This is a genomic window from Rhodococcus sp. SJ-3 (assembly GCF_051918125.1).
Taxonomy (GTDB): Bacteria; Actinomycetota; Actinomycetes; order Mycobacteriales; family Mycobacteriaceae; genus Rhodococcus.
This window is the reverse complement of sequence record NZ_CM123306.1, coordinates 657196-674359: the sequence shown is the minus strand read 5'-3', so window position 1 is coordinate 674359 and position 17164 is coordinate 657196. Positions and strand designations below refer to the sequence as shown.

18 protein-coding genes are annotated in these 17164 nt (G+C 66.1%); 6 read left to right on the top strand and 12 right to left on the bottom strand.

Annotated elements, in window-relative coordinates; all coding sequences use genetic code 11:
* Positions 1-56: 56 nt before the first annotated feature.
* Both ACTDXD_RS02990 and ACTDXD_RS02985 read right to left on the bottom strand, forming a co-directional pair.
* A complete protein-coding gene (locus tag ACTDXD_RS02990) occupies positions 57-1136 on the bottom strand; it encodes a phosphotransferase (RefSeq protein ID WP_440125714.1) in 1080 nt (359 codons plus the stop codon).
* Positions 1137-1255: 119 nt separating this feature from the next.
* On the bottom strand, positions 1256-2008 hold the full coding sequence (locus ACTDXD_RS02985) for an LmeA family phospholipid-binding protein (RefSeq protein WP_440125713.1): 753 nt from the start codon (positions 2006-2008) through the stop codon (positions 1256-1258).
* Positions 2009-2111: 103 nt separating this feature from the next.
* Between ACTDXD_RS02985 and ACTDXD_RS02980 the strand changes: the two genes are divergently transcribed.
* A complete protein-coding gene (locus ACTDXD_RS02980) occupies positions 2112-2729 on the top strand; it encodes a type IV toxin-antitoxin system AbiEi family antitoxin domain-containing protein (protein ID WP_440125712.1) in 618 nt (205 codons plus the stop codon).
* A gap of 13 nt (positions 2730-2742) precedes the next feature.
* On the opposite strand, the gene ACTDXD_RS02975 is transcribed toward ACTDXD_RS02980, so the two are convergent.
* The 3 genes from ACTDXD_RS02975 to ACTDXD_RS02965 form a co-directional block, all read right to left on the bottom strand.
* Positions 2743-3537, bottom strand: coding sequence for a class I SAM-dependent methyltransferase (locus tag ACTDXD_RS02975; RefSeq protein WP_440125711.1), 795 nt, complete (start codon positions 3535-3537; stop codon positions 2743-2745).
* Positions 3538-3541: 4 nt separating this feature from the next.
* A complete protein-coding gene (locus ACTDXD_RS02970; RefSeq protein ID WP_440125710.1) occupies positions 3542-4042 on the bottom strand; it encodes a DUF2505 domain-containing protein in 501 nt (166 codons plus the stop codon).
* Between the two features lie 75 nt (positions 4043-4117).
* On the bottom strand, positions 4118-4627 hold the full coding sequence (locus ACTDXD_RS02965; protein WP_440125709.1) for a DUF2505 domain-containing protein: 510 nt from the start codon (positions 4625-4627) through the stop codon (positions 4118-4120).
* A gap of 23 nt (positions 4628-4650) precedes the next feature.
* On the opposite strand from ACTDXD_RS02965, the gene ACTDXD_RS02960 reads away from it, so the two are divergent.
* Positions 4651-5745, top strand: coding sequence for a UDP-N-acetylmuramate dehydrogenase (locus ACTDXD_RS02960; RefSeq protein ID WP_440125708.1), 1095 nt, complete (start codon positions 4651-4653; stop codon positions 5743-5745).
* A gap of 2 nt (positions 5746-5747) precedes the next feature.
* On the opposite strand, the gene ACTDXD_RS02955 is transcribed toward ACTDXD_RS02960, so the two are convergent.
* Together ACTDXD_RS02955 and ACTDXD_RS02950 are read right to left on the bottom strand one after the other, a co-directional pair.
* Entirely contained in the window at positions 5748-6782 is a 1035-nt protein-coding gene (locus ACTDXD_RS02955; protein WP_440125707.1) for a DUF2804 domain-containing protein, read from the bottom strand.
* Between the two features lie 31 nt (positions 6783-6813).
* Complete coding sequence (locus ACTDXD_RS02950) at positions 6814-7563, bottom strand: SDR family NAD(P)-dependent oxidoreductase (RefSeq protein WP_440125706.1); 750 nt, start codon at positions 7561-7563, stop codon at positions 6814-6816.
* 110 nt (positions 7564-7673) lie between these two features.
* Here ACTDXD_RS02950 and ACTDXD_RS02945 point away from each other — a divergent pair, with 110 nt between their 5' ends.
* Positions 7674-8321 carry a TetR/AcrR family transcriptional regulator gene (locus ACTDXD_RS02945; protein ID WP_440125705.1) on the top strand — a complete coding sequence of 216 codons (648 nt, stop codon included), beginning with the start codon at positions 7674-7676 and terminating at the stop codon, positions 8319-8321.
* 4 nt (positions 8322-8325) lie between these two features.
* Here the strand turns inward: ACTDXD_RS02945 and ACTDXD_RS02940 are convergent, their stop codons facing one another.
* Entirely contained in the window at positions 8326-10326 is a 2001-nt protein-coding gene (locus tag ACTDXD_RS02940) for an APC family permease (protein ID WP_440127513.1), read from the bottom strand.
* A gap of 375 nt (positions 10327-10701) precedes the next feature.
* Here ACTDXD_RS02940 and ACTDXD_RS02935 point away from each other — a divergent pair, with 375 nt between their 5' ends.
* Complete coding sequence (locus ACTDXD_RS02935) at positions 10702-11955, top strand: ROK family protein (RefSeq protein ID WP_440125704.1); 1254 nt, start codon at positions 10702-10704, stop codon at positions 11953-11955.
* A gap of 18 nt (positions 11956-11973) precedes the next feature.
* Here ACTDXD_RS02935 and ACTDXD_RS02930 read toward each other — a convergent pair whose 3' ends face one another.
* From ACTDXD_RS02930 to ACTDXD_RS02915, 4 genes are all read right to left on the bottom strand, one after another.
* Positions 11974-12684 (bottom strand): LppP/LprE family lipoprotein, encoded by a 711-nt coding sequence (locus tag ACTDXD_RS02930; protein WP_440125703.1) that lies wholly within the window; start codon positions 12682-12684, stop codon positions 11974-11976.
* 87 nt (positions 12685-12771) lie between these two features.
* On the bottom strand, positions 12772-13803 hold the full coding sequence (locus tag ACTDXD_RS02925; RefSeq protein WP_440125702.1) for a tocopherol cyclase family protein: 1032 nt from the start codon (positions 13801-13803) through the stop codon (positions 12772-12774).
* A 4-nt stretch (positions 13804-13807) separates the two neighbouring features.
* A complete protein-coding gene (locus ACTDXD_RS02920; RefSeq protein ID WP_440125701.1) occupies positions 13808-14272 on the bottom strand; it encodes an SRPBCC family protein in 465 nt (154 codons plus the stop codon).
* Between the two features lie 28 nt (positions 14273-14300).
* The gene (locus ACTDXD_RS02915) at positions 14301-15074 is read right to left on the bottom strand and encodes a PIG-L deacetylase family protein (protein ID WP_440125700.1); all 774 of its coding nucleotides are present in this window, start codon (positions 15072-15074) and stop codon (positions 14301-14303) included.
* A 59-nt stretch (positions 15075-15133) separates the two neighbouring features.
* On the opposite strand from ACTDXD_RS02915, the gene ACTDXD_RS02910 reads away from it, so the two are divergent.
* Complete coding sequence (locus ACTDXD_RS02910) at positions 15134-16327, top strand: MFS transporter (protein ID WP_440125699.1); 1194 nt, start codon at positions 15134-15136, stop codon at positions 16325-16327.
* Positions 16328-16332: 5 nt separating this feature from the next.
* Positions 16333-17160 (top strand): alpha/beta fold hydrolase, encoded by an 828-nt coding sequence (locus ACTDXD_RS02905; RefSeq protein WP_440125698.1) that lies wholly within the window; start codon positions 16333-16335, stop codon positions 17158-17160.
* Positions 17161-17164 lie beyond the last annotated feature (4 nt).

The following is a 17164-nucleotide window of genomic DNA, read 5'->3' as shown; positions in this document are numbered from 1 at the left end:
TGATTCTTGCTCAGACTGCCATGATTCTCATCCGGATTCAATACCGGGTCGGTGTGTCAGTGAGGAGTCGAGAACAAATCGGGGGAGAGGGCGTCGTGATCGGCAACCGCGGTGCCGAGGCGGTGCAGGAGGATTTCGATCAGCCGTGGCTCCACCTTGACGGTGATACCCCAGAGGTAGAGGCCGCGCACCATACCTCGTCGGAGCGCGCGTCGTGCGGCATCGACCTGTGGTGGCTCGATACCGTGCGAGGCAAGGCAATCGAGGTAGTGAACGAGAAGATCGTCCTCGGTGCGGCGCCGTTCCTCCGGCGACAGTGCGGTCGCGATATGGGTGCCGACGTCCATGTACCACATGCCACGTTGGACGAGTTGCCAGTCGACGAGGCTCGGTCGGCCCTGTCCGTCGAGATAGATGTTGCCGACATGCGCGTCGCCGTGGATCACGCACCAGTCGGAGGTCTCGTACTCGGCCGCGAGGGCGTCGACGAGGCCCAGATAGGCGGAGACGAGCCGAGAGGCGTCCTTCAGTTCGGCGGGAACTCGTATGCCGTTCGGTCCGTGGAAGTTCCGGTCGATACGTGCGGTGATCTCCTCGGTGCCCATTGCTCGGATGGCGCCGGTGAGTCGGGGTGCCAGCCACTGCTGGTGTTCCCACTTCGGCTTACCCCACGTGGCGGCGTGCAGTGTGGCGTACTCTCCGAGGCTTTCTGCCACCTGGTCGGCGGTGTAGCTGCTGGCGGCATCGAGGAAGATGCTGTTCTGGCTGACGATGTCCTCGGTGATCACGACGCCATGGCGGGTGTCCGGATCGAAGTCCGCGTAGTGGCTTCGCAGGGTGCGCGCTCCGATGTGGTCGCGGAGATCGCGATAGAACAATGCTTCGGGTTCGCCTGCGGCGCGGGTGGTCCGGCCTTCTTCGTTGAAGTAGCCCTTGACGCAGAGCTCGGAGGGCAGGCCTTCGGGGAGTCCTCCGGCGCACTCGATCGTGAAGCGCGCATTGGTGGATACGCGGTCCACGATCGGACCGAGCTTCGCGGCCGTGACTTCGATCCCCGGGAACCTGGGCTGCAGCGCCGCTGTAAGCCACCGGGGGGAGAGGGCTTCGTCGAGGGTGTCGGGAACGGCGATGGTCATACGACACGCCTCGATCCATTTGTCCTGCAAGAAGTAGAATGTGATTTCGCCATGACAAGAATGTAGTACTTCTTATGGCGAGAGTCACACTCTTTTTTTGAAGGTCCTGCTCGCGCAGGTCAGGAGAGCAGACCGCAGCTTCCCTGCTGCTGAGGTTGCTGCTGGCCCTCCGGTGCCTCCGGCATCACGAAGTGTCCGCCTTCGAGTGTCATCTGTACGCCGGAGTCGGCGACCTTCACCTCGGTGGCCTGCATGCCCAGCGGATACTGCTGCAAGCCGGAAGTGAGGATCTCCACCACGCCGTCGACGAGTGCCGTCGGCAGGCCGATCCCGAAGAGCGACGCATCGGTGGTTTCCACCGCGACCGTTCCATTGCTCACCACCGGCCGCGCGGTGAACTCGGCGAGCCCTTGCCCGCCGACGGTGAAGGTCAACGTGCCCGCCGACTCGTCGGCGGTGACATCGGTGACGAGTGCGCCCACCGACTGGCTCTGCACCGTCGCGAGGATCCCGCTCGTAGGCCAATCGATTTCGGCGCGGGAGCTACCGATCGTCCCTGCGCCCTCGGCGGAATCGCGCAGATCGACGTCCTGAACCTCGGCGTGCACCTGCATCTGCTGCGCGGGGCCGAACGCGGTGTCGTCGCTGTCGAATCTCACCGACGGCACCTGGCGATCGAGTAGTTGCAGGAGCACCGGTTTCCAGCTCAGGTCGACGTCGACCCCGGTGCCGAGTTCGCTCTCGAAGGATTGGGCGAGGCATGTCGTTGCGCGATTGCGCACGTAGACCTCGGCGCCCACCAGGACCGCGACAAGCGCGGCGATGACGATGACGGCGATCATGGCGAGGCGGCTGCGCTTCGGTTGCGTCATGGGGCCGATTGTTCCCGACGAGTCTGAAATTCCCATGAGCAGACACGTACCAACTGGGTGAATAATGTGAGCTTCGACACATTCGTTGGGTACTGTGGGCGCCATGACTGGGTGGACGGATTCAGAGTACGGCGCATCCGGGCGGGCGGATGCAGATGAGCTGCTTCGGCGCCTGGCGGTGACGCAGGCCGGCTTCTTCACCGCCCGCCAAGCCGTGGGGCACGGCATCACGGCCGAGCAGTTTTCCACGCGGGTCGATTCCGGGCAGTGGCTGCGGGTGGAGTGCGAACTTTTCCGCCTCGGCGACAGCCCACCGACCAAGTTCGACGAGTTCGCGCAATGGTGCGCATGGTACGAGGGCACCGCCGTGGTCTCGCATCAGAGCGCCGCAGACCTCCACGGAATGGGACACCTGCAGCCCAGATTCCTGCACCTGTCGACGGTCGACCAGCGGACGGTGCCGAGCAACCGACTGGCCTTGCATCATCGCGAACTCGCCTCTTCCGACGTCGAACTGGTGGGGTGTTTCCGGGTCACCACGCCTGCCCGCACTGCCGTGGATCTCGCCGCCGGTGGTGTGTCGCAGGAGGTTCTCGACGAACTCGTCGGAGACGCGATCACTCTCGGCCGGGCAGACGCCGATGATCTGCACGCTGCCGTTGCCGGCCAGCCGACCGCCGTCGCCGATCGCATCGAACTGGCGTTGCTCTCGGCGGACTGACCGGCATCCCGGTTCAGTGCGGCGCCACCGTGCTCCACGGCACGGTGAGAATACAGTCGCGCACCCGGCGTCGCTGCTCCTGCACCTCGAATCCCTGATTTCGGAGTAGATCCAACGTCGCGCGCCACCGAAGGCGGGGACCGAACGCCGAGTGCGGTGCGGAGGTCGCCCACGCGCGGTCCGCAGCCGTGAGCAGTTCATGGATCGGCTCACCCGGCACATTGTGGTGGATCAGCGCTTTGGGGAGTCGCTCTGCGAGGTCCGACGGACAGTCGACGTGAAACGGGCTCCACGCCAGGGTCAGGGTACGTGGGCCTTGCTCGTCGAGCAGCACCCACGCGCAGCGGCGACCCAGTTCGTCGCATGTGCCGTCGATGATCAACCCACCAGGTGCCAGTCCCGCGCGCAGTCGCGCCCACGCCGGGGCCACCGCCTCTTCCGGATACTGGCGAAGAACGTTGAATGCACGGATCAGCGCCGGCCGCAGGCCCGCCAGTTCGAAGCCGCCACGGGCGAACTCCACCCCGTTCCGTCCCGGAACCACGCGCTCGGGGTCGATTTCGAGGCCGACCACGCGCAGGTCGGAACGTACTGTGCGCAGACGCGCAGCCCATTCGAAAGTGGTCACTGGCATCGCTCCGTAGCCGAGATCGACCGCCAGTGGGTTCGGAGTCTGCGTCAGCATGCGTGTCGTAGCGGGCTCGTGCACCGTCCAGCGATCGCTGCGCCGCAAGCGATTGATCCCCGTGGTACCGCGGGTGACGACGCCTTCCGGGGGCCGTCCGACCGCTGTGTTCTGTGACCGCACCGTCCTACTGCCGCGCGAGCCAGTCGGCGGTGATCGCCGCCTCGGTGCGGAACACTTCGACGAGATTGCGCAGGATCATCTCTTCGAGCTTGCCGCCGATGAACGGCAGATCGACCTTCGCGGCCGACGAGGTCCGCAGTGTGCACCCGGGCGCGCTCTCGAACAGCGTCATGGTGCCGGAGAGGCTTCCCGGGCCCGCGGGGATCGAGGCCTCGTAGCGACCTGTCGCCGTGCCATCGAACGGGCCGTACGACTCCGTGCGCGTGATGATCATGTCCTTCTTGATGACCGTCTGCGCGATCTCCGGCAGTTCCGACCGGGGTATCACGTGGTGTAGGACGAGATCGATACCGCTGTCGGTGACGGTGAACTCCTCCACGTGGTTCTCCGAGTACTTCCGCATCTCCGACATGCGGGCTTCCCAATGATCGGGGTCGGACAGCGCCGAATAGACCCGCTCCGGGGAATACGGAAAGCGGGCAGAGTAGTCGCTATGGCGTGCCACGGCAGGCCAGCGTACCGGCCTGCGCGCGGTCCGGAAAATCGTCCGCGGGCGCAGACCGGTCGATCGAGCCCTAGGTCAGGACTGCTGCGCGCGACCGAGCCAGTCGGCGGTGAAGGCTTTCTCTGCGTCGAACAATCCGACCAGTTCGTCGACGATCATGCCCTCGATCTTGGACCCGAGGAACGGGATCTTCACCTCGACCGTGCCCTCGATCAGGACTATGGACCCGGCGTCGTCGGGAATGAGCATGAGGGTGCCCTCGACCTTGCCGGGCATCCCTTCGACACCGGCGGAGAATCGGCCCTGCGCCCGATCACCCTCCAGAGCGCCCCACGCTTCGTGGCGTCGAATGACGAGATCGCCCGGACGGATGTTCGTCACCACCGCGGGGAGATGCTCCGCGGGGATCGCCTGATGGAGGTCGAGTTCGATCGTGCCGTCACCGGTCGTTGCGCTCTCGACAGCCGCGCCAGGGCCGCCGGCCTCCGCGAGGCGGCTGTCCCAGTACCGCGGGTCGACGAATGCCGCATGCACTGCCGCAGGCGGAAACGAGTAGTGCGTCGAGTGGTCGATAGGGCTGCCCATATCCGGCACGCTACCGTTTGCAGGTGCTTGATCCACGTATCAGGGCCCGGCTCGTCGACGCGGGAGCTGCAGTCACCGAATCCGTGCCTCTGTCGACGCTGACGACATTGCGGCTCGGCGGGCCCGCCCGCTACCTCGCCGACTGCACCTCGACCGACACGTTGATCGACGTGATGCGCTGTCTCGACGCCGAGAAGATCCCGGTCCTCGTTCTCGCGGGCGGGTCGAATCTGGTGATCGGTGACGGCGGATTCGACGGCGTGGTCGTCAAGATCTCGAACCCACGTGTCGACCTCGGGAGCGGAACGGTCCGCGCCGAGGCGGGAGCGGTATGGGACGACGTCGTGGCACGCACCGTCGCGGCCGGACTCGGGGGTCTCGAATGCTTGTCCGGCATCCCGGGCTCCGCCGGCGCGACCCCCGTGCAGAACGTCGGGGCGTACGGCGTCGAGGTCGGGTCGGTGCTGCGGCGCGTGAGACTCCTGGACCGGTGCAGCGGCGACGCCGAGTGGGTCGGTCCGGAGGCTCTCGGGCTCGGGTACCGAACGAGCATCCTCAAACATTCCGATGAGGCGCTCGTTCTCGAAGTCGAACTCGAGGTGCGTTCCGACGGATCCAGCGCTGCCCTCGGCTACCGCGAACTGGCGGCGTCGCTCGGCGCCGACGAAGGGGACCGACTTCCCGCCGCACAGGTGCGTGACCGGGTGCTCGCGCTGCGTCGGGGCAAGGGCATGGTGCTCGATCCCGACGACCACGACACGTGGAGTGCAGGTTCGTTCTTCACCAATCCGATCGTCCCCGACGACCGGTTGCCGGGGGTTCTCGCGGCGATCACCGAGCACGTCGGCATGGACGTTCGAATTCCACGGTACGACGCGGTGGGGGGAACGAAACTGTCGGCGGGATGGCTCATCGAACGCGCCGGGTTCGTGAAGGGCTTCCCGGGGAGCGAGGCGGCTGCGCGCTTGTCGACGAAGCACACGCTGGCGTTGACCAATCGAGGATCAGCGACCACCGCGGATCTTGTGACCCTCGCCCGCGAGGTGCGCGACGGTGTCGAGGATGTGTTCGGCGTGCGGCTGCACCCCGAACCCGTGACCGTCAACTGCGTGATCTGACCTCACCAGCGGTTGCGGACCTCTTCGGCGAACCCGAGGAGGTTCTCGACCTCGATGCGGGTGCCGTCATCGAGCAGTACGAATCCGGTGTAGCGGCCGAAAACCTGGTGCTGTGTCGAGCGGATGGCGACGGCATTGACGTCTGCGGCGCGGTCGAGGATGGGATCGAATTCCATCTCGAAGCGGTTGTCGCTGCTCGTGAACCGCCACGGTGCGCCGTCGTAGGTGTCGGCAGGGCGATGGAAATGCACGCGGTCGAGCTTGTGGGCGACTCCGTCGTGGAACACCATGTTCTCGGACGCCGCCGTGGTGTCGCCGAAGCCGTAGCCGATGTTGAATCCGAACGGGGCGGCATCGACGACCCCGGATGCCGAACCCCAATACCAGGTGTTGTCGTAGGTCCACACCCCGCGCCCCCAGTCGAAAACCCCGAATGCGCTCGTAGCGTCGAACTCGTGGGTCACGTGGTCGACCCTGATCGACCCCCACGCAGGCAGGCAGTTGATCTTCTGGTTGTAGTAGAAGGCCTTCGGTGCGCGTGGGAACGGAGTGGCGATCGCCATCCGGTCCATCGGTGGCTGTGACAGCAGCAGCTCACCGGACAACCCGCGGCCACCGTCGAAGCCCGGATGATCGACGATCAGGCGCCGCGCCTGCCCCTCGTTCCGGTACTCGATCCGCATCGCGCCGCGGTGGATCACGACGTCTCCGGTATCGGCGCTGCCCGGCATGCCCATGCGTCCGAGGGGAAACGGGACGAGCTTGTTCTCGGTCACCTCCGTGCGGCCCGCCAGATCGAGCCAGCTGATACCGAGCAGACCGACGTATCCGTTGTCGGCGACGGTCAGCGCGATGCCGTATGGGCCCGCGTCACCATCGGACAGGACGCAGTAGTAGTCCCATTCCTTGATCCGCAGCTTCGAGGCCGCGACACGCTTCCGCTCGTACGTACGGACTTCGCTCGTCGCCCAGCCGGCTTCTGCGAGGATGCCGTTCTCGTCGAGCAGGGGACCGGGAGACAGGCGTTGTTGCTGCATACCTCGCGAGACTACTGCCGCGAGACGACCGTCAGTCGGCGGTGCGGTTGAACCGTCCCGCACTTGCCTGATCTCGGGGCCTGACGATGATCTGATCGAGGTTCACATGCGACGGCCGCGACGCGACGAATCCGATGATTTCCGCGATGTCCTCCGCGACGAGCGGCGTGATGCCCTCGTAGACCTTGTCGGCACGCTCCTGATCGCCCTCGAAGCGAACCAGCGAGAACTCCGTCTCGACGGCACCGGGCGCGATCTCCGTCAGGCGGACGGGCTTGCCGAGCAGTTCCCCGCGCAGCGTGCGGTGCAGGACCGCCTGCGCATGCTTGGCCGTTGTGTATCCGGAGCCGTTGTCGTACGCCTCGAATGCGGCGACCGACGTGATCGTGACGATCAGTCCGTCACCCGAATCGATGAGCTTGGGAAGCAGAGCCTTGGTGATGCGCAGGGTGCCGATGACATTGGTTTCCCACATCCATCGCCAGTCGTCCTCGACAGCGTCGAGGACCGTGGCGAGGCCCTTCGCACCACCGGCGTTGTTGACCAGCACGTCCACGCGCGGCAGTACCGTCGTGAATGCTTCGACGGAGTCCTCGTCCGTGACATCCAGTTCGAGGGCCGTGCCTCCGATTTCGTCGGCCAGCTTCTGCAGACGATCGAGGCGTCGCGCGCCGACCACCACGTGATAGCCCTGCGCCGCGAGGGTGCGCGCGGCGGCTTCTCCGATGCCGGAGGAAGCTCCGGTGACGACGGCAATGCGGGACTCGGCAGTAATGGTCATACGCCGAATCGTAGTGCGGGTGGTGCAAGCGTGCCCGGCCGATTCTCCGACAGCTCCGAGCAGCATGCTTGCCATGCGGATCGTCGTAACCGACACTAACGTCGTCTGCTATGACGACGAGTCGCGGGCGCTACAGCTCGGGAGAGCGGACTCGCATCCGTCTGATCGAAACCGCGGAGAAGCTGTTTGCGCGGCGCGGATATGACGGGGTCACTCTCGCCGATATACGGAAGGCTGCAGGCCAGCACAATTCGTCGGTCATCGGTTACTACTTCGGTACGAAGGACGGATTGCTGGACGCGGTGGCCGACCATCGGTTCCCCGCGGTCGATGCCGAGCGTGGCGCGCTCGTTCGGCGATTCCTTCAGGACAGGCACGCACTGTCCACCCGAGACGCCCTGTGGGCGGTTGCAGAACCGCTCGCGAACACGCTCGGCCGCAACAATCACTATGTTGCGATGCTCTACCGGCTGCTCGACGAAGGGCGGCTGGCCGAGCACGTGGCCGCCGCGATGGCGACATCGAACGGCTACCTCGCCGACAACACGTTGAGAACATCGGCCGGGCACCTGCCGGCCGATGTGGCCGAGCAGCGTCTCGATCTCGTCTACGAAAGCATCGTTCGAGCCCTGTCGCGGTGCGACGCCGTAGGCAGGCCCCCCACGTACGCTGAGCTGTCGGCGCTGGTCGACGCGTGGGAGGCCGTGCTCGTGGCACCTCTGTCCGAGGAAACACAGGCGGCCCGCGAGGTGCGCTGAGCGCTCATCCGAGGCAGTCGCCGGTGCCTGTTCCGCGGCGCATCGCGCCAGGAACTGGCCGCGCGTCGTGCTCTCTCATGTGTGCGGAGGAGCGCAATTGCCACGGCACGCTTGTCACCATCACACCGCGCTGGAACAACAGCCGGCTCTTGAGGCGCAGCGCGCTCTGGTTGTGCAGGATCTGCTCCCACCAATGCCCGACGACGTACTCGGGGATGAACACTGTCACGACATCACGCGGTGACGACCGCCTGATGCGCCGCACGTAGTCGAGAACGGGGCGGGTGATCTCCCGATAGGGGGAATCGATCACTTTCAGCGGGACGGTGACGTCACTGCGATCCCACGCCTGCACCAGCGCCCTGGTGTCGTCGGTATCGACGTCGACCGTGACGGCTTCGAGGGTGTCCGGCCGGGTCGCACGCGCATAGGCCAGAGCGCGGAGGGTGGGTGCGTGGAGGCTCGAGACGAGGACGATCGAATACGTCCGGCTCGGCAGGACATCGTCCCACTCGACCGGCCAGAGTTCCATTGCGACGCTGTCATAGTGGCGACGGATTGCCTTCATCGTGGCGAAGACCGCTGTCATCGCCACGATAGCGATCCATGCGCCTGCGAGGAACTTCGTGATCAGCACGATCACGAGGACGGAGGCGGTCAGTGCCGCACCCACCCGGTTCGCTACGCGTGATCGCCTTATTCGCGCTCGCACACGGGAGTCGGTTTCTGCCGAAAGCTGCCGTGTCCAGTGCTTGACCATCCCCGTCTGGCTCAATGTGAACGAGACGAACACCCCGACGATGTAGAGCTGGATCAGGTGGGTGACCTCGGCGTGGAAGACCCCGATGAACGCGCACGCCGAAGCTGCGAGGAAGAGGATGCCGTTGCTGAGCGCGAGCCGATCGCCGCGGGTGTGAAGCTGGTGCGGCATGTAGCGGTCTCGAGCCAGAATCGCGCCGAGCACAGGGAAGCCGTTGAACGCGGTGTTTGCCGCAAGCACCAAGATCAAGGCGGTCAGTGCGGTGATCAGATAGTAGGCGGGCGGGAAGCCGGAGAAGACGGTCTCCGCCATCTGCACGATCAGCGTCTTCTGATGGTAGTTCTCCGGAGCGCCCCGCAACTGGGTGGCAGGATCCTCGGCGATCACCGCTCCGATCCTCTCGGCGAGCACGATGATCCCCAGGAGCAGGGTGATCGCGAGCCCGCCCAGCATGAGAAGCGTTGTCGCGGCGTTGCGGGATTTCGGTTTCCGGAAGGCAGGCACCCCGTTGCTGATCGCCTCGACGCCGGTAAGCGCCGCACATCCCGACGAGAACGCCCGTGCGATCAAGAACGTGAAAGCGAGTGCCGTCGCGGGGGAGTGCTCGGCGACGAGTTCGAAAGACGACGATTCGGCACGAAGATCGCGGCCGAGGACGTAGATCTGTGTCAGCCCCCAGCCGAGCATCACGATGATCGAGATCATGAATGCGTATGTCGGTGCGGCGAACGCGATCCCCGCCTCCCTCAGTCCGCGGAGGTTGACGGCGGTGAGGATCACGACGGCGCCCACGGCGAACAACACCTTGTGGTGTGCCACGAACGGCACCGCAGACCCGACGTTCGATGCTGCAGCGGAGATCGACACGGCGACGGTGAGCACATAATCGACGAGCAGGGCACTGCCGACGGTCAAGCCCGCAGTGGCACCGAGGTTCTTCGTCGCCACTTCGTAGTCTCCACCCCCGGACGGATACGCGTGGACGTTCTGCCGGTAGCTCGCGACCACCACCGCGAGAACGACGGCGACGAGGACTCCGATCCACGGGGTGAACGCGTAGGCGGACAGGCCGGCAACAGACAGTACGAGAAAAATCTCTTCGGGTGCATACGCAACCGACGACAATGCGTCGGACGCGAACACGGGAAGTGCGATGCGTTTCGTGAGCAACATATGGTCGAGCGCGTCGCTGCGGAACGGTTTGCCGAGCAGCAGCGATTTCACCGCGGACGGTGCACGAGACACCAGCAAAGCATAGTCCTTCCCGGCGTCAGCGGTGCCCGTCACGGGCCTATTTCCCTTCGGCTTGTGGACAATCCGAACCGTGACATAACCTTCGTGGCATGTCGTCCGGTCGAGTTTCCGCTCTGCGTGTCACTTACGTGACCGCCGCTCTGGGCTCCCGGCTTCCCCTGGCGCGCGAACTCTGTTGTCGCCTCTGCGGTAGGTAGATCCGCGCCGATTCGGGGCTCCGGTCCGGGATCCTTCAGTTGCGTGCGCTGTGCACGTCGAGGTCAGGCGCGTCGATGTCCGAATCGTGCCATCTCCGGGTCAGATCATTCACGTTCGAGCGTCACGCTCGCGTCGAGATGCCCGGGACCGAGTTTCCAAGGAAAACACGTGTCAGCTCCCACCCTGTCCCGTCCGGATTTCTCCCGATTTTCGCTCGCCCCGGCCGCCACGCGTGCGCGGATCGTCGTTCCGGATCTGCGTATCGCCGACGGCGCCACAGGATCGGTGTTCCGTGTCGCGGCCGACCGCGGTCCCGTCTCCCGCGACGTGATCGCCAAGGCAACCGGCCTGAGCATCGCCACAGTGAACCGGCAGGTGAGCGCTCTACTCGCGGCCGGTCTGCTGCGCGAACGCGCCGACCTCACCGAATCCGGTGCCGTCGGTCGTCCGCGGATTCCGGTGGAGGTCGAGCACGACCGGTTCCTCACCGTCGGAATCCACATCGGCGCAGTCGTCACCGGGATCGTCGCCACCGACCTGCGCGGCCGAATCATCAGTGCTGTGGAGATCCCCACCCCGAGCGGAGAGCAGAGCCTCGCACTCGCCTCGATCACGGCAAGTGCCAAGGCCTTCGTCTCCCGATGGCACCGCCGCACTGCGCTGTGGGCGGGTGTCGCGATCGGCGGTCGCGTCGACTCCGCAGCCGGACTCGTCGACCATCCGCGCCTCGGCTGGTCGCAGGCCCGAGTCGGCGAGGCGGTGAGCAGTGGTCTGCACCTGCCGGTGTCGGTGGCGGCCCACGTCGAAGCGATGGCGGCAGCGGAACTGCTGCTGACCCCGAACAAGACTTCCGGTGGCACGGCAGGTGCCCACCTCTACATCTATGCACGGGAAACAGCGGGTGTCGCCATCACATTCGACGGCAAGGTCCATACGCCGGCGACCGGGCCAGGGTCGATCTCGCACTTGCCCACCGGTTCGTCGGCGCGGTGCACCTGCGGTGGCACCGGATGCCTCGAAGCGACGATCAGTGATCGGGCAGTGCTGGAGCGTGCCCACCTCGAAGGAGTGCTCACACCTGGCGACCGGTCGATGCGGGCACTGTACGAAGTGGCGCGAGCAGGGTCGGATACGGCACGCGCCATTCTCGCCGACCGCGCATCCACGCTCGGACGGACCGTGGCGCTTCTGCGCGACCTGTTCAACCCCGATCGCGTCGTTCTCGGTGGGCAGGCCTTCACGGAGTATCCCGAGGGAATCACGTATGTGGTAAGAGCGCTCGAGCGCGCATCGTCGTTGCCACACAAGAATGTTCACATCACCGGGTTCGGAAACAGGGTGCAGGCCCATGCCGCCGGTGCCGTGTCGCTCAGTTCGTTGTACTCCGATCCGCTCGGTGTCATGCGACCAGTCACGGTATGAGGATCGGGACGGCGTCGGTCACCGCGAACCGTAGGAGTCGAGCATCTCCTGTGGCAGGGGCTGCTCCATCACCACTTGTGTCCCGTCCCACGTGAAGTCGATGACGGCCGGGCCACCCGATGGACAGCAATTCGCGTCTTGCGGAGCGAGCCACCGGTACTGTACCGACACCGTCGAATCGTTCGCGCCCACCACACGGGTGTAGGCGTAGAAGTCCGAGGTGGCGGTACCGAGGTAGGTGCCGTCGTGGAAGAACAGCACCTGCGAAGGGGAACTGACTGTTCCGCCGGGTGTTTCGGCCATCATCCACAGCAGCTGCGGGCATTCTCCGGCCGCATCGGTGGAGGCTCCCGCGACCCAGGGGTCCCCGTTCGGCGTGGTGTTTCCGAGTGAGGCGAGAGCGTCGGAGACCACCGACGAGGCCGGATCCAGGCACGGGCCGGTGCTGTCCTCCGGAACCGGTGAAGCGACGGGGTTGTCGGGCGCGGGTGTGGCCTGAGGCCGGGCTGTGCCCTCCGCCGGTGCGGGCGCCGGGACGAACTCCGCCGCTCCGGGAGTCGTCGTTCGCTCGGCTGGCTCCGGTTTCTGCAGGTCATCGGCGTCGGCCGGAGTCGTGATCGGTGTTGTAGTCGTCGTTGTGAGCGTCGTGGTGTCGCTGCCACCGCATGCGGTGAGCAGGGCTGCGGAAGCAACAAGTGCGATCGATGTGCTGATCCGGCGGTTCGTCATGTCTCACCTTCCTTCCCCGACGTGGCCGTGGACTCATGTGGATCGTCGTCGATGTGCGTGTATCTGTTAGCGACAGTTACGAATTCGTTACTGCAGCGTGGGAGGTGCGTCTGTTGCGTCCGATTTCGACCTCCGGCGACGGAGTTCGGCCCCCGCCGGTTCGAGTCCTCCGTGTTCGAGTGCGGCGAGCGCGGATTCGTCCTCCCACACCACTGCGCCCCGTTCCCGGACGGTCACGCGCAGTGTCCCGGCCAGGTGCTCGATCGAGCCGGCCACGTTGCGACGCTCCGAGGGAAGCGGTACCGGCAGCACGTGCGCACGCCCGATCGGAGAGTACCCCTCGATCTCGACGTGCCACCATCGGTTACCACCGCGCAGTGACCACGATTCGTCGGTGACGTCGGCGCGGATCGGGGACACCACCGGATTGCCGAGACGGACGACACGCCCATCGGGCAATACCACCACGACCGCCGTCACGGTCGTGCGCAGCGGCCCGGTGTGGATCTCGCCGCCGGCAAACGCGACGCACGCCGACGAATCCGCGAATCCCTGCGCTTGCCCCCACCACCAGGAGTCGGGGAAACCACCTCGTCCCCAATTCTTCTCGCCGTACACTTGGGCACCGCCGAGATCCCACACCTCATCGCCGAGAACGGCGCGCCCTTCCGCGCGCCCGCCGAGCAGCCACGGATGCCAGTACTGATTCAATGCGGGGACCGACTGGAACACGCTCGAACCACCGAATCGGCGCCGCGGCCACGGCAGCGTCGGGGTAATACGGACGTCGAGCTGCGCGTCGCGCCCCAGATCCATCCGGACACGTTCTGCGCCACCGCTGAACGCGGTCCCGGCGATCGCACCGAGCCTGCCCGGATGCGCGGTGCCCTCCGGGTGCGCCTCGGTGCGAACAAAGCCGCCGGGATGGGCTGCGAGCCCGAGAGTCGCCCAGTTCCCGTCGGATGCCTGGTTGACACCGCACAGCGCGATGACCACGCGCCCGGTCTCGGGTTGGGTGAATCGCCAGAAGTATCCCTCCATGGCAACGCCGTGCGCGGTGAGAAGATCGCCGAACGGGAGGGTCGCGCCACTTTCGCGGTACCGCCGGAGAAGCTGCACTCGCCTAGACCGATCGTTCCGCGGCGGCAGCGACGTCCTCGAGGTCCTGACGCATAGCTTTGACCGTCGCGCGTTTCGCCAGCGGGCCGGTGAGCGTCATCACCAGTTGTGCCGCGGCGCCGAGCGGGCCGGAGTCGCCCGAGAAGTCCATCGTCAGATCCGTGCCTGTAGCGGTGGGTGACAGCTCGAAGACCGTCCGGTAGCGCGCGCGTCCGGATTCGGCCGTGATGACAGTGCGTTGCTCGGGCACGGACTCGGTCACCTGCATCTCTTCGGTCGCGGACCTGCCGAACATCACCCGGGTCTCGCGCCACCGGGTTCCGACCCGGTACTCGCCACCTCCATCGACGCGTTCGACGGCGGTGACGCCCCTGAGGGTCTCGGGAGCGGACTCGAGGTCGGTCAGAACAGCCCACACCGCGCTCGGCGGCGCAGCGATCGATCGCGTGAGAGTGATTCGTTGTTCCACAGATTCGCCTTTCGTGGGGGATTACCGTTCACAAACGCAGCGACGTCTCCTGCAGGCCCGGGGCGCTGCCGCGTCGCCGGAACCACTCGATTCCGAACGCGGCTTTCAACTGGTCTTCGGACATGGCGAGCATCGGACCGAAATCGCCGACCTGAGACTCGTGGGCACGCATGGCGGCGACCTTCGCGGCGATGGTGCCGGTGACATCGACGGCGGTGGTGAGTTCCGATTCGGGTAGACCGAACGTGTCGAGGTCGGGCGGTTGTGCCTCGCTCGTCACCTCGGGGTTCGCCGCCAGCAGCCGCCGCAGGTGATCGCGATTCATGGCCGACTCGTACACCGCATCGTGACCGGTCGATTCCGCTGCCCGAACCCCGACACGGTGGACCTGGATGTGATCGGGATGCCCGTAGCCGCCGTTGGGGTCGTAGATGGTGACCGAGTCGGCGCGTTCGGCTTCGATTATCGATGCCAACCGCGCGGCCGCCTCGCCTACATCGACGTTCGCGAAGGCCGCCGCGTTGCCGTTCTCCGGGGTCCCCGCCATTCCGGAATCCGGATATCCGAGCTGCACGAGCCGCGCCACTCCGAGTGCCTCCGCGGATCGTTCGAGCTCCCGCATCCGACGATCCGCGAGCGATTCACCCGCAGACAGCAGCCCCGCGGGGTGCTCACCGGCCGCCCCGTCCGTCGCGACGACGAGGACCACGCGGTGCCCCGCGTCGGCGGCGAGTCGCATCACTCCACCCGTAGTGAAGACCTCGTCGTCGGGGTGCGCGTGAAAGCAGACCAGAACGCTCATATTCTGCATGCTGGCACGGCGCGGCCGTGCGCGGTACCGAGAGAGGAAATCCCACAGAGGTGTCACAGAAATCGGGCGGTTCCTACCGCGATCTGTTCACTGCGCCGGGTTCCATCGCATTCTGTGCGGCAGGTTTCGTAGCGCGCCTGCCGATCGCGATGATCGGGATCGGCATCGTCACGATGTTCTCGCAGTTGCGCGGCGACTACGCGCTCGGTGGCGCGCTGTCGGCGGTATTCGCGTTGTCGTACGCGCTCCTGACGCCCCTGGTGTCGCGGTCGGTCGACCGGCTCGGTCAGTACCGCGTCCTGCCTGCGGCCGCGACGATCAGTGCGGCCGCCACCCTCACGATGCTCCTGGGTGTGCGGTTCGAGTGGCCTGTGCTGCTGCTGTTCCTGTGTGCGATCCCGGCAGGTCTGATGCCGACGATCGGGGCGATGGTGCGCTCCCGCTGGACCCAGCTCTACGGCGGGACACCGCAGTTACGCACGGCGTTCGCACTCGAAGCGGTGATCGACGAGTTGTGTTTCATCGTCGGCCCGGTCCTGTCCGTCGGACTCAGCATCGCGTTGTTTCCCGAGGCGGGCCCCTTGCTGGGCGCGATCCTGCTTCTGGTGGGCACGTTCGTTCTCGCAGGGCTGCGCGGAACGGAGCCGCCGGTGCAGTCCCGCACGGCCGAGACGCCGAGTGTCAACCTCTTACGGCTGCCGGTGCTCGTCGCGCTCATCGCCGTCATGTTCGCGATGGGTGTGATCTTCGGGGTCGTCGACGTCGTCGGGGTCGCGTTCACCGCGGAACACGGTGCGCCCGGAGCAGCGACGGTCGTGGTGGCGTTGTTCGCCTTCGCCTCGGCGCTCAGCGGCATCATCTTCGGCGCACGAGCGACGACATCGTCGCTGACCCGTCAACTGCTGATCGCGACCACCCTGGTCGCACTGCTGCTGTGGCCGCTGCTGCTCGCCGGATCCGTACCCGTGCTTGCGGTGCTGTACTTTCTCGCGGGCTCGGCGATTTCGCCGACGATGATCGTCGCGACTTCGCTCACCCAGCAGATCGTTCCGTCAGATCGGCTCACGGAGGCAATCACCTGGACTGTCGCGGGTCTCGGTGTGGGCGTGGCTGCGGGGTCGGCCCTCGTCGGCCAGGTCATCGATCGAGTCGATGCAGGTGCGGGATACGGGGTCGGTGCCGTGGCAGGCCTGATCGCGGTGGCATGCGCGGCCGGGATCCACCTGCGCGCGCGGCTACAGTGACCGCCATGACAGTGCGTGAAGTCTCCAGCAGCGATGGCACCCCGATCGTCTACCGCACGTTCGGACCGGAATCCGCGCGCCCGCTCGTTCTCCTGCACGGCTGGGCGCAGTCGTCGCGATGCTGGGGCGAGGAAGTCCTCGGCGATCTCGCACGCAGCTTCCGGGTCATCGCGCTGGACCTGCGCGGTCACGGGTACAGCGGGGCTCCGCGCGAGGGCTACGACAACTCAGAGAACTGGGCAGCAGACGTGCACGCGGTGCTCGAGGCCGAGCACGCGGACGATGCGGTGTTGCTCGGGTGGTCCTACGGGGGCCTGGTGATCTGCGACTACCTCACGATGCACGGCTCCGCGAATGTGTCCGGTGTGGTGCTCGTCGGCGCGATCACGAGCATCGGACGCGGCGAAAAAGGCGGAAAGGTCGGCGCGGCAATGCGTGCCGCGATCCCCGCTGCGATGTCGGAGAAGCCGCGCGAGGCAATCGCGGCGCTCGGCTCGTTCGGGAACGCTCTGACCGGACCGCCCCAAGGAAAGGGCGTGGCGTCGCAGGCGCTGTTCGGTGCCTCTCTGGGCACCGCTCCCCACGTGCGTGCCGCGCTGTTCGACCGGTCCGTGAGCAATGACGATCTGCTCCGCAGCCTCGACATCCCGGTTCTCCTCCTGCACGGCACCGCGGATTCGGTGGTGGATGTCTCCGCAGCACGCCATGCCGAGTCGTTGCTCCCCAACGCGTCGACGTCCTATTGGGAGGGGGTCGATCACGGTCCGTTCGTCGAGGATCCCGCGCGGTTCGTGGCCGAGGTGACCGAGTTCGCCGAGTCGGTCGACGCATAGCCGG